The sequence below is a fragment of the Streptomyces sp. NPDC091282 genome, from assembly GCF_044757385.1.
Lineage (GTDB): Bacteria > Actinomycetota > Actinomycetes > Streptomycetales > Streptomycetaceae > Streptomyces > Streptomyces gramineus.
Window position 1 is genome coordinate 472,169 of record NZ_JBIVUX010000001.1, and the last position, 22,923, is coordinate 495,091.

A 22,923-nucleotide genomic window follows, 5' to 3' on the forward strand; every position below is an offset into this window, starting at 1 on the left:
CGGACCGGAACCGGCGTGACCGATCACCGCCTCGGCGGGCCGCGGCACCCCGCAGCGGCCCGTCAGGCCAGTGCGGCGACCTTCTCCCGGTACCCCTTCACCGGTGCCGCGTCCTTGTACGGCTCCAGCCGCCGCTCGAAGTCCCTGACGTACTCGATCGCACGGACCGACCGCATCTCCGCCGCGGCGGAGGCCGCCTCCGCACCGAGCGCGCACGCCTGGTCGAGTTCGCCGAGGCCGAGGCGGGCCGTGGCGAGGACGACACGGCAGAACAGGCGGCTGCGCGCGAAGGAGGGCGCACGCAGTTGCAGCGAGCGCTCGGCGTGCTGCGCGGCCGCCCGGAACTGCTGGAGGTCCCGGTGGCAGTGGCCGAGTTCGTCGGCGAGCTGCGCCTCGTCGAAGAAGCGGGCCCACGGCGGGACGTCGTCGCCGGGGCGGGCCACCTCCAGGGCGCGCTCGGCCCGGACCAGTGCGCCGGTGCACGCCCGCACCTCGCCGAGGACCCCGTGCGCCCGCGCCTCGGCCGCGTGCAGGAGCGCCTGCACGACCGGCGGGGCGCTGGTGCCCACGCCCTGCTGGGCCACCCGCGCCAGCTGCACCGCCTCCCGGCCGTGGCCGAGGTAGACGGCCTGGCGGCTCATGGTGACCAGGACGTAGGAGCCGTAGGAGCGGTCCCCGGCCGCCTGGGCCAGGCGCAGGGACTGGACGAAGTAGCGCTGGGCGAGCCCGTGCGCGGCGATGTCGTACGACGTCCAGCCCGCGAGCCGGGTCAGGTCGGCGGCGGCGGCGAACAGCTTGCGGCCGGTCTGCTCGCCGTACGTGCCGCGCAGCAGCGGCTCGCACTCGTGCTCCAGGTAGCGCACCAGGGCCTGCCGGGCGTGCCCGCCGCCGTAGGCGTCGTCGAGGGTGCGGAAGAGTTCGCCGACCGAGCGCAGGGCGGCGATGTCCCCGCCGGTGACCCGCTGGCCTGGGCCGCGCTCGGCCTGGCCGCGCGGGCGTCCGGCCGCGGCCGCCTGCTTGGGCACGACGGTGGGCCTGGCCTGCGCCGGGACCCGCGGCAGCGCCGCCGGTTCGCCGCGGGCCACCCGGTCGTCGGCGCGGCCGATCAGCCAGTCCCGGCTGGGCACCACGAGCCCGGCCGGGGTGAACGCGATCTTGCGGAGTTCGGCCTGGCTGCCGGAGTCCTTGCGCCACAGCCCGCTGACGATGTCGACGGCCTCCTCGGGGGTGGCGGCGAACTCCAGCCCGGCGTAGACCGGGGCGCAGGCGTCCAGGCCCAGGTCCTGGGCGGTGAGCCGGCGGCCGAGGCGCCGGGTGAAGACCTCGGCGATGAGGGCGGGTGTGGTGCCCCGGGGCTGCTGGCCGCGCAGCCACCGGGTGACCGACGTCTTGTCGTATCTGAGGTCCAGCCCGTGTTCGAGACCGAGCTGGTCGACCCGACGGGCCAGACCCGCGTTGGAGAATCCTGCTTCTGCGATGAGCGCGGCGAGCTGGCGGTTGGGAGTGCGCTGCGCGGGTCGGTCGGTCATCTGGAGTGCGGTCTCCTGCCTTCTGGCTCAGCTCGGTGGCTTGTGCCCGGATTGCCGGTGAGCAGCCCTTTTGGTGCTCATGGACGGCGCGAATGTAGCGGAGAGTGAGCAGCCGATCGCACCTTTCGACCTTCATTCATCCGATCGTGTGAGGATTGACCCCAGGGCTGACGCGTGACGGGCGGACGTACAGTGGCTTGGGCGCGTTATGTGCCTGACAGCCCATCGCCCGAGGGAGGCGCTTGCCGTGAGTGAGTTGCGGTTCGTCCGCATGGGGTTCGGCGCGGACGCCGTCGAGTACCAGGAGGCCTGGGACGAGCAGCGCCGGGTGCACGCCGCGCGGTTCGCCGACGAGACGCCCGACACGGTCCTGCTGCTCGAACACCCCCCGGTCTACACGGCGGGCCGCCGCACCGCGGACGACGAACGGCCGCTGGACGGCACTCCGGTCATCGACGTGGACCGCGGCGGCAAGATCACCTGGCACGGCCCCGGCCAGCTGGTGGGCTACCCGATCCAGAAGCTCCCGCGCCCGGTGGACGTGGTCGCGCACGTGCGGCGCCTGGAGGAGGCGCTGATCCGGGTGTGCGCCGAGTTCGGCCTGGAGACCAGCCGGGTCGAGGGACGCAGCGGGGTGTGGGTGCTCGGCGATCCGGTCGAGCAGCGGCCGGCGCTCGGCGGGCTGTCCCTGGACTTCGACCCGCGGCTGCACGACGAGGAGTTCGACCCCCGCCTCGACGGCCCGGAGTACGCGCCCTCCAACGCCGGACAGCGCCGTGAGGACCGCAAGATCGCCGCCATCGGCATCCGGGTGGCCAAGGGCGTCACGATGCACGGCTTCGCGCTGAACGTGAATCCGGACAACAAGTGGTTCGACCGGATCATCCCGTGCGGCATCCGGGACGCCGGGGTCGCGTCCCTCGCCGCCGAGCTGGGCCGGGACGTGACGATCGAGGAGGTGCTGCCGGTGGTGGAGCGCCACCTGAAGGACGTCCTGGAGCACGCGGACCTCAAGCCGCGCGAGATCGAGAAGACCTCGGCCTGACCGGGAGGCCGTCGGCCGCGGGGGGAATGCGCCCTGCGGCCGAGGGGTTGGCCTTCACGGAAGGGCCCAGCAATCACGGGCGTACCCTGGTGTACGCCGAGGAATCGAAGTTACAGGGAGCCGACGTGTCCGCAGTCTCACCCGACGGACGCAAGATGCTGCGCCTGGAGGTCAGGAACGCCCAGACCCCCATCGAGCGCAAGCCCGAGTGGATCAAGACCCGGGCGAAAATGGGTCCCGAGTACACGAAGATGCAGAACCTCGTGAAGAGCGAGGGCCTGCACACGGTCTGCCAGGAAGCCGGCTGCCCGAACATCTACGAGTGCTGGGAGGACCGCGAGGCGACCTTCCTCATCGGCGGCGACCAGTGCACCCGGCGGTGCGACTTCTGCCAGATCGACACCGGCAAGCCCGAGGCCCTGGACCGTGACGAGCCGCGCCGCGTGGGCGAGTCCGTGGTCACCATGGACCTGAACTACGCCACCATCACCGGCGTCGCCCGCGACGACCTGGAGGACGGCGGCGCCTGGCTGTACGCCGAGACCGTGCGCCAGATCCACGCGCAGACGGCGGGACGCGAGGCCGGCCGCACCAAGGTCGAGCTGCTCGCCCCGGACTTCAACGCCGTCCCGGAGCTGCTGCGCGAGGTCTTCGAGTCCCGTCCCGAGGTGTTCGCGCACAACGTCGAGACGGTGCCGCGGATCTTCAAGCGGATCCGTCCCGGCTTCCGCTACGAGCGTTCGCTGAAGGTCATCACCGAGGCCCGCGACTTCGGCCTGGTCACCAAGTCCAACCTGATCCTCGGCATGGGCGAGACCCGCGAGGAGGTCTCCGAGGCGCTGCGCCAGCTGCACGAGGCCGGCTGCGAGCTGATCACCATCACGCAGTACCTGCGCCCGAGCGTGCGGCACCACCCCGTGGAGCGCTGGGTCAAGCCGCAGGAGTTCGTGGAGCTGAAGGAGGAGGCCGAGCAGATCGGCTTCTCCGGGGTGATGTCCGGGCCGCTGGTCCGCTCCTCCTACCGGGCCGGCCGGCTCTACCGGATGGCGATGGACCTGCGCGAGACGGGCGCCCCGCACCAGGGCGGCTCCGTCGTGGCCGCCCAGGCCGTGTGAACTCACGCACAAGTTACTACCGGCCAGTAATGACCGAATGACCGCGGTCCTGACCGTCCTCGCTGATGAGGACGCCCGTCAGGACCGCGTCGGCGTGCGGGGCCCGCGTATCAAGGTTTCATTGGTGTTTGACCGGTCGGTCACGCCCTGGTAACACCGAACAGTGACCCTGGAATCACAGCACGTACACCCACTCCGAGGGGGGACCTTCACCATGCAGGCCGCGCCCGTCCGCGCCACCGCCATCCCGTCCTTCACCGACGCGCTGCGCGCCGTCGAGTCCCTCCTGATGAGCGGCGGCCAGCGCACCGCCCGTCAGAACGCCTGGACCTCCGTGCTGGAGGACCGCCGTCGCGCCAAGGACCGGGTCGAGGCGCAGCTCTTCCTGGAGCAGGTCGCCGGGCGCCCCTGAGCGCCCGTTCCGGCCCTTGTGCGGGCACTGCCGTCGAAGGCACTCCCGGGGCCACGTAGACTTCGGGGCATGGCGAGGAAGGAACCCGCAGCGGACGCTGCGAATGCGGGACGGCTGAAGCAGATCGTCCTGACGTACAAGATGACCCGCAAGGCCGACAAGGTGATCGGTCTTGTACTCGCGGGTGTCGGTCTCGGCACCCTTGCCGTCTTCCTCGTGATCGGATTCCTGATCGGCCATCCGGTCTATCTGGGCATCCTGGGCCTGCTGCTCGCCTTCCTCGCGACGGCCATCGTCTTCGGCCGCCGGGCCGAGCGGGCGGCCTTCGGTCAGATGGAGGGCCAGCCCGGCGCCGCGGCGGCCGTCCTGGACAACATCGGGCGGGGCTGGACGACGACACCGGCGGTGGCGATGAACCGCAGCCAGGACGTGGTCCACCGGGCCGTCGGCAAGGCCGGCATCGTCCTGGTGGCCGAGGGCAACCCGAACCGGGTGAAGACCCTGCTGGCCGCCGAGAAGAAGAAGATGGCCCGGATCGTGGCCGACGTCCCGGTGCACGACGTGATCGTGGGCACGGGCGAGGGCCAGGTCGAGCTGAAGAAGCTGCGCACCACGATGCTCAAGTTCCCGCGCGTGCTGACCGGCCCGCAGGTCACGGTCACCAACGACCGGCTGCGGGCGATGGGTGACCTGATGAGCAACATGCCGCTGCCGAAGGGTCCGATGCCGAAGGGCATGCGGATGCCCAAGGGCGGTCAGCGCGGGCGGTAGGCACGCGCGCACGAACCCGGGGCGCGGTGGTCGCACAGGCGACCACCGCGCCTTCGTCGTTCCCCCGCACGGCCGCCCCGCGGGACACGCCGCCGAACGGAGCATCCAGCCTTTTATCGGGTGATCTACTCCTAACCTTCCTCATGTGACAAAACGCCATATCACATACCTCGCGTGCAGCGCCGCCCTGTGCGGCTCCCTCCTCGGCGCCGCCCCGGCGACCGCCACGCATCGCGTGCTCCAGGTGCACCCGGGCGAGTCCATCCAGAAGGCGGTCGACGCCGCCCAGCCCGGCGACACGGTCCTGGTGCTGGCCGGCACCTACCACGAGAGCGTCCGGGTGAGCACGCCCGACCTGACCCTGCGCGGCATGGGTCCGCAGACCGTGCTCCAGCCGGCCAAGAAGGCCGGGAAGGCGATGCCGGGCAAGGCCGCCGAGCAGTCCTGCGCCCAGCGGGGCGACGGCATCTGCGTGGTCGGCGCCAAGAACGGGCCCGTCGAGAACGTCACCGTCGCCCACCTGACCGTGACCGGGTTCGCCCGCAACGGCCTCATGGCGGTCGGCACCGCCAACCTGAACGTGCACTCCGTGGCCGCCGTCAAGAACGGCCAGTGGGGCATCGCCGAAGAGCGCGCCGTGCACAGCGTCTACCGCAACAACGTGGCCCGGGACAACGGCGACGCGGGCCTCTTCCTGGCCAACACGGTCACCGCGGAGCAGGGCTCCCCCGACACCGACGGCACGGTGGTCGAGCACAACCTGCTGGAGAAGAACCGGATCGGCGTCACCGTGCGGCGGCTGCGCAACCTCACCGTCTCCGACAACTCGGTCACCGGCAACTGCGCCGGCCTGTTCGTCGTCGGCGACGAGAACAAGCCGAAGGCCGGTCGCATCGTGATCGCCGACAACCAGTTCGTGAAGAACAACAAGTACTGCAAGAAGACCGCTCGGCTCTCCTTCCTGCAGGGCTCCGGCATCGTCCTGACCGGCACCGAGGACACGCTCGTCACCGGCAACACGGTCACCGGCAACTCGGGCAAGTCCCCGATGTCCGGCGGTGTCGTGATCGTCAAGAGCTTCGTGGGCGCCACCAGCGAGAAGAACCAGATCACTCGCAACAAGCTCTCGGACAACTCCCCCGCCGACCTGGTCAACCAGGAAGCGGCCAAGCACGGCAACACCTTCACCACCAACACCTGCAAGAAGTCCAAGCCCGCCGGTCTGTGCTGACCTGACGGCCGTACCCACCCCAGACGGAAGGAAGCGGCACATGACCGCACCAGCACGCGATCTCCCGGCACCGAAGGACCCGGCGCGGGACGACGCACCGCCGCCCTCGATGCGGCTGCGCGAGCTCGTGTTCGGGGCGGCCTGTGCCGCCGCCGTCCGCGCGGCAGCCCGGCTGCGCGTCGCCGACGCGCTCGGGGACGCCCCGATGACCGTGGAGACCCTCGCGTCCACGGTGAAGACCGACCCGAAGCCGCTGCGCCGGCTGCTGCGCGCGCTGTCCTGCTACGGCGTCTTCGCCGAGCGCCCGGACGGCACGTTCGCGCACACCGAGACCTCCCGGCTGCTGTGCGAGGACGACCCGCACAGCCTGCGGTACATCGCCCTGTGGTGCACCGAGCCGTGGACCTGGGACGCCTGGCCGAAGCTCGACGAGGCCGTGCGCAGCGGCCGCAACGTCATCGAGGACCTCTACGGCAAGGAGTTCTTCGTCTACCTGAACGAGGACGCCCCGGAGTCGGCGGACGTCTTCAACCGGGCGATGACCACCTCCAGCGAGCAGTCGGCCCGTGAGGTCGCGGCCCTGCTCGACCTGTCCCACAGCCGGTCGGTCGCGGACCTGGGCGGCGGCCAGGGGCACGTGGTGGCCTGCCTGCTGGACAAGTACCCGGCGATGAAGGGCTACCTGCTGGATCTGCCGAAGGTGGTGGAGAAGGCCCTGCCGCGGCTGCGCGCGGGCGGCGACCTGGAGGACCGGGCGCGGATCGTGCCGGGCGACATCCGGGAGGCCGTGCCGGTCGACGCGGACGTCTACATCATCAAGAACATCCTGGAGTGGGACGACGAGTCCACCGCGCAGCTGCTGGCCAACGTGGTCGCGGCGGGCGGCCCGGGGGCGCGGATCGTGGTGATCGAGAACCTGGTCGACGACACCCCGTCGATGCGGTTCAGCACCGCGATGGACCTGCTGCTGCTCCTGAACGTCGGCGGGGCCAAGCACACCACCGACAGCATGGTGCGCCGGCTGACCGAAGCGGGTCTGAGCGTCAACGACATCCGTCCGGTCAACCCGTACCTGCACGCCTTCGACTGCACGGTGCCCGCCTGAGGCAGGCCCCGGAACACGCCGGTGCCGGGCCCGCGTTCTGCGCGGGTCCGGCACCGTTGGCTTGCGGCGGTGAGCGGTTCACGCCCCGCCGTCGCGCTCCCAGAGGTAGAAGCGCTGTGCCATGGCGTCCTTCGGGGACCGCCAGGTCTCCGGGTCGTACGCGCTGACGTACGCCGTGAGACGGTCGCTGATGTCCCTGAACTCAGGGTGCGAGGTGACCTTGGCGATGGCCGGTCCCGGCTCGCGCTCGGACTCGACGAGGTGCATGTACACATCGCCGAACTGGAAGAGGCTGCGCCGGGTGACCCCGACGAGGTGCGGCAGCTCTCCCCGGTCGGACTCCGCGAAGACCTTCGCGATGTCGGGCGCGGAGCCCGGTGCCATACGGGCGACGATCAGGGCCTGGTGCACGGTGTCCCTCCGTTCAGTCGGCCAGGGCCGGGTCGGGGCGACGGCCGGTGGCCGCCTTCTCGATCCTGTCCCGGATCAGGGCCATCTGGACCTTGGAGTTCCGGTTGATGTTGTCGGTCATCCAGTCGTCGTCGACCGGGGCGTCCGGCTTCATCGCGAAGTCCTGGGTCCAGACCATCCGGGTTCCGGCGGGGACCTCCTCGTACTGCCAGACGATGTCCATGTGCGCGAACGGGCCGGTCTCGACCCGGCGGGCCTTGACCCGCAGGGCGCGGCGGTCGGTCTCGCGCTCGGAGACCCAGCTCCACACCTTGCCGTTCTCGTCGGGGTGCATGGTCAGCCGGAAGGTGACCTTGTTCCCCTCCTGCTCGAGGATGTCGGCGGCGGCGTACTCGCTGAACAGCTGGGGCCAGTTGGCCACGTCGTTGGTCATGTCCCAGACCAGGTCGACGGGCGCGGCGATGGTGATCTCGTTCTGGGTGTGTCCGGTCATGTCAGGCTCCCGCGGGCATGGCGCTGTTGACGAGGTCGAGGAACTGGCGGGGGGTCTTGCACCGCTCGGCGTCCACCGGCATGGGCACGCCGTGCCGGTTCTCCAGCTCGCCGACGATGCCGAGCAGGCCGAGCGAGTCGACGCCGAGGACGTCGAAGCCGCTGTCGGCCCGGTCCTGGAGGTCGGCCGGGGCGACGGTGACTCCGGCGGCCTTCTTCATGAGTTCGGACAGTTCGTCCACGGTGATGGACATGGGACTCCTCCTTCTTCGCTGCTGGGCAGCTGTTTCTTCTCCGGCTCACCCGGCCGCGCCGTGACGCAGCACGAGTGCCGAGTTCGACCCCATGAGGCCCCGGCTGAGGACCAGCGCCGTGCGCGGTGCGGCGGCGCGGGCGCTGCCGGTCACGAGATCGAGGTCGTGGCAGATGTCGTGGACACCCGGAGTCGGCGGGATCAAGCCGTGTTCCATGGCGAGCACCGCCGCGGCGGTGTCCAGGACGGGGGCCGCGCAGTACCCCCGGCCGATCCCGGTCTTGGGCGCGGTGACGGGCACCCGCCTGCCGTGCGCGCCGAGCGCGTCGGTGATGGCCAGCGCCTCCGCCCGGTCGGCCTCCGGCACGCCGAGGGCGTCGGCGAAGACCACGTCGACCTCCTCGGGAGCGCACCCGGCCTCGGCGAGGGCGCCGCGGATCGCCTGGGCGAGCCCGTCCCTCGACTCGGCCCAGCGCGAGGCCCCGGTGAAGGTCGAGGCGTGTCCGTCGAGGGTGGCCCGGACCGGCAGCCCGCGTCTGCGGGCCGACCCGGTGTCCTCCACGACGAGCATGGCGCCGCCCTCGGCCGGCACGAACCCGCAGGCCTGTTCGGTGAACGGGCGGTAGGCGCGGGACGGGTCGGTCTCCCGGCTGAGTTCCTCGTAGCCGAGCTGGCAGACCATCGAGTACGGAGCTATGGGCGCCTCGGTGGAGCCGGCCACGATGACGTCGGTGCCGCGTCGCACCGCGCGGGCGGCGTGCGCCAGGGCGTCCAGGCCGCCGGCCTCGTCGGCGGCGACCACCGAGCAGGGTCCCTTGAAGCCGCGCCGGATGGAGATCTGGCCGGTGCTGGCCGCGTAGAACCAGGCGATGGACTGGTAGGGGCCGACGAACCGGCTGCCCTTGCCCCACAGTCGCTGGAGCTCGCGCTGGCCGAACTCGCCGCCGCCGGAGCCGGCCGCGGTGACCACGCCGACGTCGAACGGCGAGCCGTCGGTGTCGCCGCGGCCGAGCCGGGCGTCCTCCAGGGCCAGGTCGGCCGCGGCCATCGCGAAGTGCGTGAAGCGGTCGGTCTGGACGATGAGGCGTTCCTCGACGGCGGCCTCCGGATCGAAGTCGCGGACTTCGCCGGCCACCTTCATGGGCAGGTGGTCGCAGCCGTCGCGGGTCACCGTGCCGAGGACGTTGCGTCCCTCCTGGACGGATTTCCAGAAGGTCTCGGTGCTGGTTCCGTTGGGCGCGACGACACCGATGCCGGTGACGGCGGCCCGCCGAGAACGCGGTTCGCTCATCGTGTCCGTCCTCTCTGCCGGGTCAGGATCACCGCGGACTGGAAGCCGCCGAACCCGCTGCCCACGGACAGGACACCGCCGAGGGACCGTTCACGGGCGACCCGTGGCACGTAGTCGAGGTCGCATTCGGGGTCGGGGGTCTCGTAGTTGGCGGTGGGCGGGACGACCTGGTTGGCCAGGGCCAGCACGCAGGCGACGATCTCGATCGCACCGATGGCGCCGAGCGAGTGGCCGACCATGGACTTGATGGAGCTCATGGGCGTGCTGTACGCGTGGTGCCCGAGCGCCTTCTTGACGGCAGCGGTCTCGTGGCGGTCGTTCTGCCGGGTACCGGAGCCGTGCGCGTTGACGTAGTCGATGGCGGTGGGGTCGAGGCGGGCGTGGTCCAGAGCGGTCTCGATGGCACGGGCCATCTCCAGGCCTTCACTGGTGAGACCGGTCATGTGGTAGGCGTTGCCGAAGGTGGCGTAGCCGTCGAGCTGGCAGTAGATGTGCGCGCCACGGGCCTTGGCGTGCTCCAGCTCCTCCAGGACGAGCACCGCGCCGCCCTCGCCCATGACGAACCCGTCCCGGCGGTTGTCGAACGGCCGCGAGGCGTGCTCGGGATCGTCGTTGTTCGGGGAGGTGGCCTTGATCGCGTCGAAGCAGGCCATGGTGATCGGGGAGATCGGGGAGTCCGAGGCACCCGCGATGCAGATGTCCGCGCGGCCCTCCTGCACGGTGTGGAAGGCGTAGCCGACGGCGTCCAGGCCTGAGGTGCAGCCGGTGGAGACGGTCTGTACCGGACCCTGCGCGCCGAAACGTTCCGCCACCGCGGAGGCGAGCGTGCTCGGCGAGAACGCCCGGTGCAGCTGGGGCTGGGCCTGCCGGTGGTCCACGTCCCAGTTCTGGCCGCCGGCGCTGACCAGGACGTAGTCGTGCTCCAGGCGGGTGGTGCCGCCCACGGCGGTGCCCAGGGACACCCCGACCCGCCAGGGGTTCTCCCGGCCCAGGTCGAGACCGGAGTCCCGGACCGCCTCGTCACCGGCGACCAGGGCGAACTGTATGTAACGGTCCGCCCGCTCGATCTCTCCGGCGTTCAGGCCGTGCGCCACCGGGTCGAAGTCGCACTCGGCGGCGATCCGCGACCTGAGGCCGGAGGGGTCGAAGAAGGTGATGCCGCGCGTCGCGGTCCGGCCGGAGGCGAGCAAGTCCCAGAACGCCGGTACGCCCACACCCCCCGGAGCCACGATGCCTATGCCCGTAACCGCCACGCGCCGGGTCACGACCGGACCTGCCCCACGGTGACGGCGGCTTCCGTCTCCTCCGTGTCGACGTGGCCCAGGCTCGGGCGCGGCGCCAGCGGGCCGAGGTGGAAGACCATCCGGGCCTCGGCGCTGCCCACGTTGCGGAAGCGGTGGCGCATGTTCATGGGGATCATCAGTCCCTGCTCGGGCCGCAGCGGGTGCGGTTCGCCGTCCAGGTCGACCTCCATCTCGCCGCAGACCACGTACACGAACTCCTCGGAGTACGGGTGGTAGTGCTCGGCGATGCGGTCGCCCGGCTGCACGATGGCCACACCCATGAAACCGCTGGTGGAACCGACCGTGGCCGGGGTGAGCATGGCGCGCAGGTCACCGCCGCGCCGCGTGTTGGGCTCGATCTCGCTGAGGTCCACGACCTTGGGAATGGGCTTCATCTCTACGTTCCTCCGTGAGGGTGATCCTGCGGTGGTGGGGTCAGGCGTCGGGCGAACGGCGGTCGGTGAGGAGGTGCATCCGCACCACGTCGCCGTCCAGCAGGGCGGTCAGCGCGTGGGCCGGGTCGGCGTCCACGGGGGTGCCGGCCCGCTGCTCGACCAGCCGTACGACGACGTCGTCGCGCTGGAAGACCGTGCTGTGCAGCACCGGGCTCGCGGAGTCCTCGGCCGCGGCCTCGTCGTGCTGGGCCAGCAGCTCGGCGAGCCGCATCCCGCAGCCCGGACGGGCCGGGTAGTACAGCGCGTGGCGGTCGCCGTCGACCAGTTCCTCGGCGACGACGTGGTGCACGGCCGGCAGCGCCGCCCGGGTGAAGAAGATCCGTGCGGACTCCTGGTCGTTCAGGTCACGGTCCTGCTCCAGGTAGGGGTTGATGGCCTCCTCGACGGCCCGCACCTCGGGCTGCTGCGCGACGTAGCGCAGGGCGGCCATCAGGTCGCCGCGCACCTCGATGGCGCGGACCACCCGGTTGCCGTGCATGAACAGCGAGGTGCGGCACAGGCGGGTGGAGTCGTCGACCTTCGGCTCCGGCGAGGCGTAGTCCGACAGCAGCGCGGCGACCTTCTCCTCGCTGCCCGGCCGGACCGTGAAGGTGAGCGCGTGGCGGATCACGCCGTCGCCCACCCGGGGGCCGTCCTGCAGGATCCGCTCGGCCTCCGCCGACGGGCCGCCGGTCTCGCGGACCACATGGAAGCGGAGCGAACGGGTGTCACGCACGCAGCTGTGCAGCGGCCTGACCATGTCCACGTGCTCCTCGCTGTTCACCCAGGCGAGGAACGGCGGGGCGCTCTCCCACTCGCTGGTGATCAGCCACTGGGAGGGGTTCTCGATCGACTGGCAGAGCTGGTCGCTGACGTGACCGGGCACCTTGGCGACCTGGCTGCACAGCTGCTCGTACGCCTCCAGGAACTGCTGCTGCGCGCCGTCGAAGACGTCCACGAGCAGGACGACCCGGAGGCGGGAGCCGTCGAAGACGGTCTGGGAGACCCGTTTCGACACCGGGCGGGTCGTCTTTTCCGAAACCTTTTCCGAGATCGTCGTCATGCTTCGCACATCTCCTTCACGGGGGCAGCGGCCTACGCCTTCGCCGATGACGCGGCGTCAGCGCTTCTTGATCCTGTGCCGGTCCTCCGAAGCGCGCGACTCGCGTGAACCAGGTGGGTGATTGAGCGCGCCGAACCCCTCCGAAAGGGGCGCGGAAGGGGCATGGAGGTTGCAACGCACCTGACGCGCCGCCACCCGCTCCTGGAGTCCGCGATGCAGCACAGAACCGATCACCAGGTCCCCGTCCTCGTCGTGGGCGGCTCCCTCGTGGGCCTGTCCATGTCCCTGTTCCTGGGCCGTCTAGGCGTGCGGCACATGCTGGTCGAACGGCACTCCGGGACCTCGGTCCATCCGCGCGGCCGGGGCAACAACGTGCGGACGATGGAGCTGTTCCGGAAGGCCGGCATCGAGCCCGGCATCAAGGCCGCCGCCTCCCTGCTCGCCGACAACCACGGGATCCTGCAGGCCCCGACGCTGGCCGGCGACGCCGGCGACTGGCTGTTCCGGGAGATCGACCCGGGCGGCGGACTGGCCCGGTTCAGCCCCACGGGCTGGTGCCTGTGCAGCCAGAACGACCTGGAGCCGGTACTGCGCCGGTCGGCCGAGTCCCTCACCGGCGACCTGCGTTACTTCCACGAGCTGGAGTCCTTCGAGCAGGACCCCGAAGGAGTGACGGCGTACGTCCGCGACCGTGACTCCGACCGGATGTACACCGTCCGCGCGCAGTACCTGGTCGCCGCCGACGGACCGCGCAGCCCGGTGCGGGGCCGGCTCGGCATCGGCCAGACGGGTCCCGGCGACCTGTTCGCCAACGTGAGCATCACCTTCCGCTCCAAGCTGCTCGCCCGGACCGTCGGGGACCGCCGGTTCATCTGCTGCTACCTCACCGACCCGGACGCGGACGGCGCGCTGCTGCCCGTCGACAACAAGGAGCGCTGGGTCTTCCACGCCCCCTGGCACCCCGAACGCGGGGAAACCCTCGACGAGTTCACCGAGGAGCGGCTCACCCGGCACATCCGCCGCGCGGTCGGCGTCCCCGACCTGGACGTCGAGGTCACCGGCCGCGCCTCCTGGCGGGCCGCCGAACGGGTCGCCGAACGGTATGCCGACCGGCGGGTCTTCCTGGCCGGCGACTCCGCGCACGAGATGTCCCCGACCGGCGCGTTCGGCTCCAACACCGGCATCCAGGACGCGCACAACCTGGCGTGGAAGCTGGCGGCCGTCCTGGACGGCTGGGCCGGACCCGGGCTGCTGGAGTCCTACGACGCCGAGCGCCGCCCGGTCGCCATCGCCACCAGCGCCCGCGCCTCGGCCCGCTCGGTGGAGCACAGCCACCCCGGGTTCGCGCCCGCACCCGGCATCGGGGCCGGCAGCCGCGGCGGGATCCTCAACATCGTCCTCGGCTACCGCTACCCGAAGGGCGCGGTCACCGGCGCCGAACCCGGCCAGCCGGTCGTACCCGATGGGATGAACCTGACCGGGCAGCCGGGCAGCCGGTCGCCGCATCTGTGGCTGCGCCGGGCGGACGGGCGGATCTCCACGCTCGACCTGTACGAGCGGTCGATGGTGCTGCTCAGCGACGCGGGTTCCGCGGCGGGCGCCGCCTGGCACGCGGCCGCCCGCCGGATCGCGGACACGGAGCGGCTCCGGCTGGACACGTACCGGATCGGGGCGGCGGGGACCGGGGCCGATCTCGTGCCGGTCGCGGCGGACGCCGACTGGGCGACGGCCTACGGGACGACGGCGGACGGCGCGGTCCTGGTGCGGCCGGACGGATTCGTGGCCTGGCGCGCGGACGGCGCCGTGCCGGATCCGGAGGGAGAGCTGCGGGACGTGCTGTCCCGGCTGCTGCGGACGAGGTGAGCCGGACCCCGCCTGCCGGCCCGCACCTACATCCGGACCTCGACGGTCCTCGCCAGCCGGTCGTGCAGTCCCCTGCCGTCCCGGTCCCAGACCAGCGCCGGGATCGCGAGGCACAGCAGCACCGTGCGGGCCAGCGCGCGCAGCGGCTGCACCCGGCCCGTGCCGACGCCGACCACCCGCAGCCCGAACAGCCGCTTACCCGGCGTGAAGCCGAGCGTACCGACGGTCAGCACGCCGAGGACGAGGAAGACGAGCAGCGCCCAGTTGCCGGTGGCCGGGCTGTAGCCGTCGGTGATCAGGCCGTATGCGATCAGGACGCACAGGCCCCAGTCCACGGCCAGCGCGCCGAGCCGCCGTCCGGGACGGGCGATCGAACCCGGCCCGTCCTCCGGCAGACCCAGCTGCTCGCCCCGGTACCCGAACTCCGCCCCGGCCTCTTCCATGGCCGCGCGGGGCCCGGAGAGCCACGATCCCATTGCTTGCCTGTTGTCCACCCGGACACGGTACTGCCCGGACGGTCGGCCGGGGCCCGGCGGGGTACACGGGGCTACGGTGGAACGAGGCCGGTTAACTTCAGCGAAACAATCGGGTCACGCCCGAGAAATCACCCGTCCCTAGGGTCGGGGACAGCGTGTGCCACCGCACTGGCCGCACGAACGAGCTACCCCCCGGCACGGGAACGGCTGGGAGTAGGAGGAGTGGATGTTCCAGAACGCCGACGAGGCCAAGAAGTTCATCGCGGACGAGGACGTCAAGTTCGTCGACGTCCGGTTCTGCGACCTGCCGGGCGTCATGCAGCACTTCACGGTGCCCGTCGAGGCGTTCGACCCGGACGACGAGCTCGCCTTCGACGGATCCTCGATCCGCGGTTTCCAGGCGATCCACGAGTCCGACATGGCGCTGCGCGCCGACCTGTCGACGGCTCGGGTGGACCCCTTCCGCCGCGACAAGACCCTCAACATCAACTTCTTCATCCACGACCCGATCACGGGCGAGCAGTACTCCCGTGACCCGCGCAACGTGGCGAAGAAGGCGGAGGCGTACCTGGCGTCCACCGGTATCGCCGACACCGCGTACTTCGGTCCCGAGGCGGAGTTCTACGTCTTCGACTCCGTGCGCTTCGCGACCACCGCGAACGAGTCCTTCTACCACATCGACTCCGAGGCGGGTGCCTGGAACACCGGCGCCCTGGAGGACAACCGCGGGTACAAGGTCCGCTACAAGGGCGGCTACTTCCCGGTCCCGCCGGTCGACCACTTCGCCGACCTGCGCGCCGAGATCTCCCTGGAGCTGGACAAGCAGGGCCTGAAGGTCGAGCGCCAGCACCACGAGGTGGGCACCGCCGGCCAGGCGGAGATCAACTACAAGTTCAACACGCTGCTCGCCGCCGCCGACGACCTGCAGCTCTTCAAGTACATCGTGAAGAACGTGGCCTGGCGCAACGGCAAGACCGCGACCTTCATGCCGAAGCCGATCTTCGGCGACAACGGCTCGGGCATGCACGTGCACCAGTCGCTGTGGGCGGGCGGCGACCCGCTGTTCTACGACGAGGCCGGCTACGCGGGCCTGTCGGACACCGCCCGCTACTACATCGGCGGCATCCTGCGCCACGCCCCGTCGCTGCTGGCCTTCACCAACCCGACGGTGAACTCGTACCACCGTCTGGTCCCGGGCTTCGAGGCGCCGATCAACCTGGTGTACTCGCAGCGCAACCGCTCGGCCGCGATGCGTATCCCGATCACGGGCTCCAACCCGAAGGCCAAGCGCGTCGAGTTCCGCGCGCCCGACTCCTCCGGCAACCCGTACCTCGCCTTCTCGGCGCTGCTCCTCGCGGGCCTGGACGGCATCAAGAACAAGATCGAGCCGGCCGAGCCGATCGACAAGGACCTCTACGAGCTGGCTCCCGAGGAGCACGCGAACGTCGCCCAGGTCCCGACCTCCCTCCCGGCCGTCCTGGACTCCCTGGAGCGCGACCACGAGTTCCTGCTCGCCGGTGACGTCTTCACGCCCGACCTGATCGAGACGTGGATCGACTTCAAGCGCACCAACGAGATCGCCCCGCTGCAGCTGCGCCCGCACCCGCACGAGTTCGAGCTGTACTTCGACGTGTGATATCGCCCCAGGTCAGAGCGAGTATCCGCTCCCCTGGGCCGTGTGTGGGCCGTCGGCCGTGCTCTTCCTCTCCGGAAGGGCACGGCCGACGGCCTGTTTCGGGGCTGCCGCCGCTTGCCGCCCCTGTTCGACCGGCGGCGGAGCAAACCACAGGACAGCGGCGAACCGCACCCTTAAGATCACCGCCTACTGATCAGTGAGCACAGGGGTGGTCGTGAGCAAGTTCTACCTGAACGTGTGCCTGCCCCCGACCGCCCTCGGGGACTTGCGCGCGGCGCTGGACGCCGGGATGGCGCCGTTCAACATCAACCTCCCTGATGGCGAGTGGAACCCGAACGGTGAATGGGACTGGTGGCACATCGATGCCGATGACGAGGACGGTTTCGCCGTCAGGCCGGAGTTCGATGGCGATCCGCGGCTGATCCACGAGCCGACCTATCCGGCCGGCCAACCGCGTGCGCGCCGGCCACTGCGCTGCGACGGCGGACCGCGGGGCCTGCTTGACTTCGAAGCCACCAAGGCCAGAGCCGTCGACGAGGCCCGAGCCCGGTGGCAGGCCGAGCAGCAGGACTTCGCACGTCTCGTCGCTGACCATCCTTCGGCCGAGCCGCTGAGCACGTTCCTGGAACGGCACCGTGCGAATTCGGAAAGCTATCCCCGCGAGCAGGCAGTCGCAGACCACCATGCCCAGCCATTGGTACGTGCGTTGAACCACCGTTCTGCCTGGGAGCGCTATCCGAACCTGGGCCTGTGGGTATTGGGGCCTGAAAGTGACCCGATCTCCCACTTCACCCGGGACATCCAACCGGACTTGGAGAGGGCGGCGTCGTGGGCCCTTGCCACTACCGCCCTGCTCACCCTGGACGGGCAGTGGATCGAGGAAGACCGGCCAGGACCGTTCACGAACGTCCTGCCCGGTGAGGAGCCCTCGGCCGCTTACGCCCGACAAACCACTGCCTACCTCGATGGGCTCCGTGAGGACTGCATCATCGTTCGACTGCTGTGCCATTGCTGACGAGGCTCGGGTCCTTGATTCCGCCGGACAGAACCTAGGACAGCGCCTCGCCCTCATCGGGGCGGCCGTCCGCGACGGGCGCGCCGAATGCGGCATCAATGGCTTTGCGAGCCCGATCCTGGCTGTTCGGCATGAGGTGCGTGTACGTCCGGAGCGTGAATCCCGGGTCGGAGTGACCGAGGTACTCGGCCAAGGCCTTGATGTTCTCCCCCGAGTCCAGCAAGACCGATGCGTAGTAGTGCCGCAACGCGCGCATACCGTGCTCACGCGACTGCTTGAACCGCTCCCCCGGCACGCGCTCGGGGATGACGTCGTCGCCGGCGCCCTGCTGCTTGATTGGACATCGGGAGCACGCCGCAATGTTGATCCTTTTTGCCGGAGCTGATCGCGTGTCCACGGCGCCCGTCCCAGATGCTCAGCACATCCGGTATCCGCTGGCCGCAGGGCGGCTCGACGCCGATACAGAGGGGTCGGAAGTAGGTGGTCCTCCATCTGGCTGCGGCCACACTGTGACTCTGGCCCCAAGTCTGTGGGAGGGACGATGAGCGAGAACCCCAGGGCTCTCGAGCACGAGGACGGCATCGTTTGGACAGAAGAGGTTGAGGGGTTCGACTACGTCAGGCAGTCGGTCGAACTGTCCGTCTCGTCTCGACGGCGGCCTGTCCCGTGGACTGGAAGTGGCCGCCGCGTCGGCTACGCAGTCCTTCGCCCTGACGCCCCGGCTGGTGACGTACCAGGCAAGTTCATCCGGCGTGTCTTCTGGGTCAAGGACTATGACAGGTCGGAGCAACCGGACGGAACGTACGAGAGCACAGCAACCAGCGAAGCCGTCGACCCTCGAACGGTTGCGCCGGGTGTTTGGGGTGAACTCACTGAGCGGGCATGGGGAGCGCCTCTGCCCGACGCCTAGAGCGTTGGCAGTACCCAAGCATGCTCTGTGGAGGGACGGTAGGGCAGCGGATTAACGCGATCATCCGTACCAGTGCAGGTCAGTGCTGGCCCGGTCGCACGACGCTGCGAGGGCTCCTCCGGGCCGCCTGGGTGGGGCCGTCCCTGGGTGGCCGACGGCGACCAACAACGACAGGCAATGACGACGTTCCGGCTGGTCAGAGTGACCCTGCGAAGAGGGCTCCGAGGTAGCACCACCGCAACATCAATTCTTCGACGTGTGACAGGCGCCCCTTCCGGCCACGGACGCCCCCGTTCCCGTTTCTCGGGACGGGGGCGCCGTCGTATCGTGCGTCGGTACTGGCGTTCGACACGGGGGGATGCGGGATGTCCGGTCAGGGTGACGAGGAGCGGGAGTTCGACTTCCGGTGGGCCGCCGAGGCGGAGCGGAAGGAGCCGTCCGCGCGGGCGCGCATGCTGGCCGCCCGGTGGCGGGAGAACCCGCCCGGCCCGGTGCCGTTCCGGCCGGATCCGGGACCGGCGGCACCGCGGCGGTCGTCCTGGGTGTCGACGGCGCTGGTGCTGGGGTGCGTGGCGGCGGTGATCGTCGTGCTGGGCTACCTGCAGACGCGGTCGCCGTACTAGGGAGCGACCTTTTGCCGCCACTGGGGACGTTCGCAACCGTTCCATGGGCGCCGGCAGGTGCACACTGGACAGCGGGACGAGTGCCTGACTGCGGGGTGATGGCAGATGCAGAGCCGCTTCCGGAGCGACCGGCGGCTGACCGTGCGGATGACGGTCACGCTGTTCCTGCTCGGATTGCTGTACGTGGGCTTCGTGGCCGCGTTGATCGTGTTGCTGAAGTCGTGGCTGCTGGTCGTGGTGCTGGTGGGCGCGATGTTCGTGGCGCAGTTCTGGTTCTCCGACCGGATCGCGATGTTCGCCATGCGCGGGCGGGTCGTGGAGCGCGAGGAGTATCCCGAGCTGCACGCGGTGGTGGACCGGCTGTGCGCCATCGCAGACATGCCCAAGCCCGTGGTCGCCGTGTCCGAGATGGACATGCCGAACGCGTTCGCGACCGGACGCAATCCCGATCACGCGGTGGTCTGCGTGACCACGGGTCTGCTGCGGCGGCTGGAGCCGGCCGAGCTGGAGGGAGTGCTCGCGCACGAGCTGTCGCACGTGGCGCACAAGGACGTCGCCGTGATCACGGTCGCGTCCTTCCTCGGGGTGATCGCGGGGCTGGTCGTGCGGTTCGCGTTCTACTCGCAGATCTTCGGCGGGGGCCGCCGGGACCAGAACACGGCCGCCGTCCTCGCCGCCGTCATCGGGGTCTCCGCGGCCGTGTACGCGATCAGCTTCCTGCTGATCAGGGCGCTGAGCCGGTACCGGGAACTGGCCGCTGACCGGGCGGCGGCCCAGCTCACCGGGCGGCCCTCGGCGCTGGCGTCCGCGCTCACCAAGGTCTCCGGTGACATCGCCCGGATCCCGACCAAGGACCTGCGGACCGCCCAGGCCTTCAACGCCTTCTACTTCACCCCGGCCACCGGCAAGGAGCCCGGCATCGAGCGCTTCTTCTCCACCCACCCGCCCCTGGAGCAGCGCCTTGAGCAGCTCGGGCGGATCTCCGCGGAACTGGGTGAGGCGGCGACGCCCGGAAAGGCCGGGTGAGCATGGGGTTCCTGGACATCCTGCTCGGCCGCACCAGGCCCGTCGCCCCCGACCTCGACGCGTTGTTCGCGCTGCCGTCGGCGGCAGTGACCCTGGAGGCGGCCGCCGGGTTCCGGCCCACCGGGCTGGGCGCGGTGTGCTTCGCCACCGTGGAGGGCGCCGCCTTCGAGCAGACCCACCGCGAGGTGCAGGCGCTCCTGGACGCCGACACCGAGCGCGGCGGCGTGCCGGTCGAACTCTCCCTGGACTCCTACGGCTACTCCTGGCTGGTCTCACGGCGCCCGCCCGACCAGCTTCCGCAGCTGGTCAACGACCTGCACGCGGTGAACAGTTCGATGGAGGTCAACGGCTTCGGCCCGCAACTGCTGTGCTCCCTGGCCTCCTTCGAGGACGAGCGCGGGCGCCGGCTCGCGCTCGTGTACCTCTACAAGAGGGGCACGTTCTATCCCTTCGCGCCGCTGGGCTCGGGTGAACAGCGCGACAGCGCGCTGGAGTTGCAGGTGAAGGCGGCTCTCGCCGACGACCTGCGGACCGAACCGGACCTCGGCCGCTGGTTCCCGGTGTGGGGTGCGCCCGGCCTCTGACCGGCCGGCGCGTCCGCGCGGGTTCCTACGAGCCCTTGGTGCGCTCCTGGCGCCGGAACTCCAGCGGCCGCTCGCGCCGGTAGCGGCGCTCCCACCTGGCCTGCCGGTCGCGGCGGTCGCGGTAAGTCCGATAGTCGTCGGGTGTTCCCCCGCCCGCGCCGGGCGCTCCGCCCGACGAGGATGCCGACGACGAGCCGCGCCCGTAGTGGACGTACAGGAAGAGCAGGGCGACGGCGGCGAGCCACCAGTTGTGGTTCCCGAATCCGAGGATGACCAGGACGACGGTCCCGGAGAGGACGATGGTGCCCATGACGGGCCTCCGTGGCGTGGGTGTGTGAGCGGTCGACGGGTCCGACGGCACGCGGGGGACGGGCGGCCGTCCGTCGGTGCGTAGCAGAGTAGCCCCGAGTCCGCGAGCGCGGTCGGCTCTTCGGAAAGCGGTGGCGGACCGCTCCGGAACGGATCTCCAGCGTAGGGATCCGGTCACTCGGCGTGCATCCGCTTTTCGGGAGCGGCCGCGGCGCCGGGACCGGTTCGGGCTCCCGGGGGGCGCCATCGAGAGGCCCGCGGTGACCGCCGCGCCGAGGGCGGCGTACCCGCACGGGCCCTTCGGGTCCATCGCGTCGGTGTCCGCGGGGTCGCTCGCGCGGCGCCGACAGTGGGCGCGGCCCTGGACCCGGTCGTCCGGCCGGGGAAGATGCCCGCGGCGGCCTGGAGCAGTCGGCGGGGACGGCGGCCGTCACGGCGGTGAAGGCGCCGGGGCCGGGCCTGACGGCCGCCCCGGCGCACGGGGTCACCGGGTCACCGGGTCACCGGGAGTACCGCATCAGCGCCCGCACCATGTGGCAGGTGGTGTCCGACGGCGGATGGATGCCGACGCTCAGCGCCGTGCTCCGGATCGTCTCGTCACGTGCCTGGCTGGGCAGGTAGACGCCGGAGTCGAGCAGGGCGATGGCCAGGCGCATGGCCTTGAGGCGGCGGTTGTGCGTGACGTACCAGTCGCGGGGCCGCCCGGCCGGCAGCGGGCGCTTCTCCGCCGGCGCGTAGGGCGAGTCGAGCAGGACGGCACGCTTCGCGGTGGACTGGGTCGGCAACGGCTTCGGCTTCAGAGCGGCAGCGGGCACAGGCATCCTCCTGTCGCGGTCAGAGGGCCACCGGACACTCCGGCGACTCTCTCGAACACTGCTTCCAGTGTACCGGCCGCCACTGACAATCGGAGGTCCTGAACGGTCCGTCAAAACAGCAGGTAGGAGCGGATATTGCGGGTCTGGTTCGGTGGTTTCGGGTGGTGCGCGTGAGGCACCGGAAAAATCGAACATGGCCGGTGTCGGCCGCGCGACGGGGCGGTCCGGGAGGCCCCGGTCAGGGGCCGGCGGTGACGAGAGCGGAGCGGGTCTCAACTCCCTTGTGACGCAGGTTACTTCGGTGACTCCGGTAACCGTTGAGTAACTCCGTTCGGTATCTCGTACATAGCGGCGTACGTTCCCCCACCCCTCCCAGGAGGCGCGCATGTCGCGTAGGAGAACTCTCGGCGCCAAGAAGTCGATCGCCCTGCTGGTCGGCGCCGCTGCCGTGGCCGGCGGCGGGGCCTTCGTCCTGGCGTCCACCTCGAACGCCGCGCAGTCCCCGCAGAACGCCAGGACGCTGTCGTCGGCCGCGGACTCGACCGTCTGCTCGGGACTGGCCACCGCGCTCGGCAACAACCAGAAGTTCATCGCGGACCAGAAGGCGAACCCGGACGCCCAGTCGGCGGCCCGGATCAGCAACCGTGAAGCGGTGATCGCACAGATCAAGGTCCAGCAGCAGGCGTCCGGCTGCGCCGTTGGGGAGTCGGCTCAGGGCTCCCAGGCGGCGGGCGGCGCGCAGACGGGCCAGACCGGTCAGACGGGCCAGAACGGCCAGCAGGCCGCACCGGCGGCGCCCTCGAAGGGCGCGGCCGCCGGGAACGCCCAGGGCGGCGCCGCGGCCGCGGGCCAGCAGGTCTGCAACGGCTCCACCGTCACGCTGTCCGGCGAGGCCGGCGCCCCGGCCGCCTCCAGCAACCAGTTCCCCGCGGGAACCACGCTGAAGGTCACCAACCTGGACAACAACAAGTCCACGACGGTGAAGGTCACCTCGGTGTCGGGCAGTTGCGTGCTGCTCAACAACGCCGCCTTCGAACAGGTCAGGGAGCCCGGCAAGTTCCTCATCCGCCGGGCGCTGATCCAGAAGGTCGGCTGACCGGCGCGGCGGGACGCGGCCCGGCCGCCGGCTTTCACGGAGGGAAAGCCGGCGGCCGCCGCACCGGGGCCGCGCACGGCGCCCGAAATGGGCTCCGTACCCCGCCGGACCGCGCCTCACAACGTGAGCCGCACC

Annotated in this window: 25 protein-coding genes and 1 pseudogene; 14 read left to right on the forward strand and 12 right to left on the reverse strand. The window is 70.7% G+C overall.

The genetic code is table 11. The features are described 5' to 3' along the window. Positions 1-62 precede the first annotated feature (62 nt). Positions 63-1,529 (reverse strand): regulator, encoded by a 1,467-nt coding sequence (locus ACIQOE_RS02195; protein ID WP_363013882.1) that lies wholly within the window; start codon positions 1,527-1,529, stop codon positions 63-65. A 247-nt stretch (positions 1,530-1,776) separates the two neighbouring features. On the opposite strand from ACIQOE_RS02195, the gene lipB reads away from it, so the two are divergent. From lipB to ACIQOE_RS02225, 6 genes are all read left to right on the forward strand, one after another. After that, a complete protein-coding gene (gene lipB / locus ACIQOE_RS02200) occupies positions 1,777-2,574 on the forward strand; it encodes a lipoyl(octanoyl) transferase LipB (protein ID WP_351325334.1) in 798 nt (265 codons plus the stop codon). 125 nt (positions 2,575-2,699) lie between these two features. Continuing rightward, the gene (gene lipA, locus ACIQOE_RS02205) at positions 2,700-3,689 is read left to right on the forward strand and encodes a lipoyl synthase (protein WP_365555155.1); all 990 of its coding nucleotides are present in this window, start codon (positions 2,700-2,702) and stop codon (positions 3,687-3,689) included. A 214-nt stretch (positions 3,690-3,903) separates the two neighbouring features. Next, positions 3,904-4,101, forward strand: a complete 198-nt coding sequence (locus ACIQOE_RS02210) for a hypothetical protein (RefSeq protein ID WP_351325337.1) — start codon at positions 3,904-3,906, stop codon at positions 4,099-4,101. 69 nt (positions 4,102-4,170) lie between these two features. Further along, positions 4,171-4,872: a DUF4191 domain-containing protein gene (locus ACIQOE_RS02215; protein ID WP_351325338.1), complete on the forward strand. Its 702-nt coding sequence runs from the start codon at positions 4,171-4,173 to the stop codon at positions 4,870-4,872. 145 nt (positions 4,873-5,017) lie between these two features. After that, complete coding sequence (locus ACIQOE_RS02220; protein WP_362169685.1) at positions 5,018-6,103, forward strand: NosD domain-containing protein; 1,086 nt, start codon at positions 5,018-5,020, stop codon at positions 6,101-6,103. Positions 6,104-6,212: 109 nt separating this feature from the next. After that, positions 6,213-7,208, forward strand: coding sequence for a methyltransferase (locus ACIQOE_RS02225; RefSeq protein ID WP_401410074.1), 996 nt, complete (start codon positions 6,213-6,215; stop codon positions 7,206-7,208). A 78-nt stretch (positions 7,209-7,286) separates the two neighbouring features. Here the strand turns inward: ACIQOE_RS02225 and ACIQOE_RS02230 are convergent, their stop codons facing one another. The 7 genes from ACIQOE_RS02230 to ACIQOE_RS02260 are packed head-to-tail and all read right to left on the reverse strand — an operon-like array spanning position 7,287 to position 12,435. After that, positions 7,287-7,619: a TcmI family type II polyketide cyclase gene (locus tag ACIQOE_RS02230; protein ID WP_351325343.1), complete on the reverse strand. Its 333-nt coding sequence runs from the start codon at positions 7,617-7,619 to the stop codon at positions 7,287-7,289. A gap of 13 nt (positions 7,620-7,632) precedes the next feature. After that, positions 7,633-8,112 (reverse strand): SRPBCC family protein, encoded by a 480-nt coding sequence (locus tag ACIQOE_RS02235; protein ID WP_351325345.1) that lies wholly within the window; start codon positions 8,110-8,112, stop codon positions 7,633-7,635. Position 8,113: 1 nt separating this feature from the next. Continuing rightward, positions 8,114-8,365 (reverse strand): acyl carrier protein, encoded by a 252-nt coding sequence (locus tag ACIQOE_RS02240; protein WP_351325347.1) that lies wholly within the window; start codon positions 8,363-8,365, stop codon positions 8,114-8,116. Positions 8,366-8,410: 45 nt separating this feature from the next. Further along, a complete protein-coding gene (locus tag ACIQOE_RS02245; protein ID WP_351325349.1) occupies positions 8,411-9,655 on the reverse strand; it encodes a ketosynthase chain-length factor in 1,245 nt (414 codons plus the stop codon). Then, positions 9,652-10,920: a beta-ketoacyl-[acyl-carrier-protein] synthase family protein gene (locus ACIQOE_RS02250; RefSeq protein WP_351325351.1), complete on the reverse strand. Its 1,269-nt coding sequence runs from the start codon at positions 10,918-10,920 to the stop codon at positions 9,652-9,654. The genes ACIQOE_RS02245 and ACIQOE_RS02250 overlap by 4 nt, the downstream gene beginning before the upstream one ends. Beyond that, positions 10,917-11,333 carry a cupin domain-containing protein gene (locus ACIQOE_RS02255; protein ID WP_351325353.1) on the reverse strand — a complete coding sequence of 139 codons (417 nt, stop codon included), beginning with the start codon at positions 11,331-11,333 and terminating at the stop codon, positions 10,917-10,919. Before ACIQOE_RS02255 ends, ACIQOE_RS02250 begins: the two co-directional genes overlap by 4 nt. Positions 11,334-11,373: 40 nt before the next feature. After that, entirely contained in the window at positions 11,374-12,435 is a 1,062-nt protein-coding gene (locus tag ACIQOE_RS02260) for a SchA/CurD-like domain-containing protein (protein WP_351325355.1), read from the reverse strand. Between the two features lie 213 nt (positions 12,436-12,648). Here ACIQOE_RS02260 and ACIQOE_RS02265 point away from each other — a divergent pair, with 213 nt between their 5' ends. Then, positions 12,649-14,298 (forward strand): FAD-dependent oxidoreductase, encoded by a 1,650-nt coding sequence (locus tag ACIQOE_RS02265; RefSeq protein ID WP_401410076.1) that lies wholly within the window; start codon positions 12,649-12,651, stop codon positions 14,296-14,298. 26 nt (positions 14,299-14,324) lie between these two features. Here the strand turns inward: ACIQOE_RS02265 and ACIQOE_RS02270 are convergent, their stop codons facing one another. Beyond that, positions 14,325-14,792, reverse strand: coding sequence for an RDD family protein (locus tag ACIQOE_RS02270; protein WP_351325357.1), 468 nt, complete (start codon positions 14,790-14,792; stop codon positions 14,325-14,327). A gap of 208 nt (positions 14,793-15,000) precedes the next feature. Between ACIQOE_RS02270 and glnA the strand changes: the two genes are divergently transcribed. Both glnA and ACIQOE_RS02280 read left to right on the forward strand, forming a co-directional pair. Then, positions 15,001-16,410, forward strand: a complete 1,410-nt coding sequence (gene glnA, locus ACIQOE_RS02275) for a type I glutamate--ammonia ligase (protein WP_351325359.1) — start codon at positions 15,001-15,003, stop codon at positions 16,408-16,410. Positions 16,411-16,624: 214 nt separating this feature from the next. Further along, entirely contained in the window at positions 16,625-17,425 is an 801-nt protein-coding gene (locus ACIQOE_RS02280; protein ID WP_401409060.1) for a hypothetical protein, read from the forward strand. A 34-nt stretch (positions 17,426-17,459) separates the two neighbouring features. Here the strand turns inward: ACIQOE_RS02280 and ACIQOE_RS02285 are convergent. Continuing rightward, a pseudogene (locus ACIQOE_RS02285) lies at positions 17,460-17,735 on the reverse strand (tyrosine-type recombinase/integrase); the annotation flags it as partial. A 231-nt stretch (positions 17,736-17,966) separates the two neighbouring features. Between ACIQOE_RS02285 and ACIQOE_RS02290 the strand changes: the two are divergent. From ACIQOE_RS02290 to ACIQOE_RS02305, 4 genes are all read left to right on the forward strand, one after another. After that, positions 17,967-18,335 carry a DUF6009 family protein gene (locus ACIQOE_RS02290; RefSeq protein ID WP_365569909.1) on the forward strand — a complete coding sequence of 123 codons (369 nt, stop codon included), beginning with the start codon at positions 17,967-17,969 and terminating at the stop codon, positions 18,333-18,335. 365 nt (positions 18,336-18,700) lie between these two features. Continuing rightward, complete coding sequence (locus ACIQOE_RS02295) at positions 18,701-18,958, forward strand: hypothetical protein (protein ID WP_351325361.1); 258 nt, start codon at positions 18,701-18,703, stop codon at positions 18,956-18,958. A gap of 105 nt (positions 18,959-19,063) precedes the next feature. Then, a complete protein-coding gene (gene htpX, locus ACIQOE_RS02300; protein WP_362169695.1) occupies positions 19,064-19,984 on the forward strand; it encodes a zinc metalloprotease HtpX in 921 nt (306 codons plus the stop codon). Positions 19,985-19,986: 2 nt separating this feature from the next. Continuing rightward, a complete protein-coding gene (locus ACIQOE_RS02305; RefSeq protein ID WP_351325393.1) occupies positions 19,987-20,568 on the forward strand; it encodes a hypothetical protein in 582 nt (193 codons plus the stop codon). A gap of 25 nt (positions 20,569-20,593) precedes the next feature. On the opposite strand, the gene ACIQOE_RS02310 is transcribed toward ACIQOE_RS02305, so the two are convergent. Together ACIQOE_RS02310 and ACIQOE_RS02315 are read right to left on the reverse strand one after the other, a co-directional pair. Further along, positions 20,594-20,878, reverse strand: a complete 285-nt coding sequence (locus ACIQOE_RS02310) for a hypothetical protein (RefSeq protein WP_351325365.1) — start codon at positions 20,876-20,878, stop codon at positions 20,594-20,596. A gap of 499 nt (positions 20,879-21,377) precedes the next feature. Then, positions 21,378-21,692, reverse strand: coding sequence for a hypothetical protein (locus ACIQOE_RS02315; protein WP_351325367.1), 315 nt, complete (start codon positions 21,690-21,692; stop codon positions 21,378-21,380). A gap of 385 nt (positions 21,693-22,077) precedes the next feature. Here ACIQOE_RS02315 and ACIQOE_RS02320 point away from each other — a divergent pair, with 385 nt between their 5' ends. Next, positions 22,078-22,788: a hypothetical protein gene (locus tag ACIQOE_RS02320; RefSeq protein ID WP_401409066.1), complete on the forward strand. Its 711-nt coding sequence runs from the start codon at positions 22,078-22,080 to the stop codon at positions 22,786-22,788. The last annotated feature ends 135 nt before the right edge of the window (positions 22,789-22,923 follow it).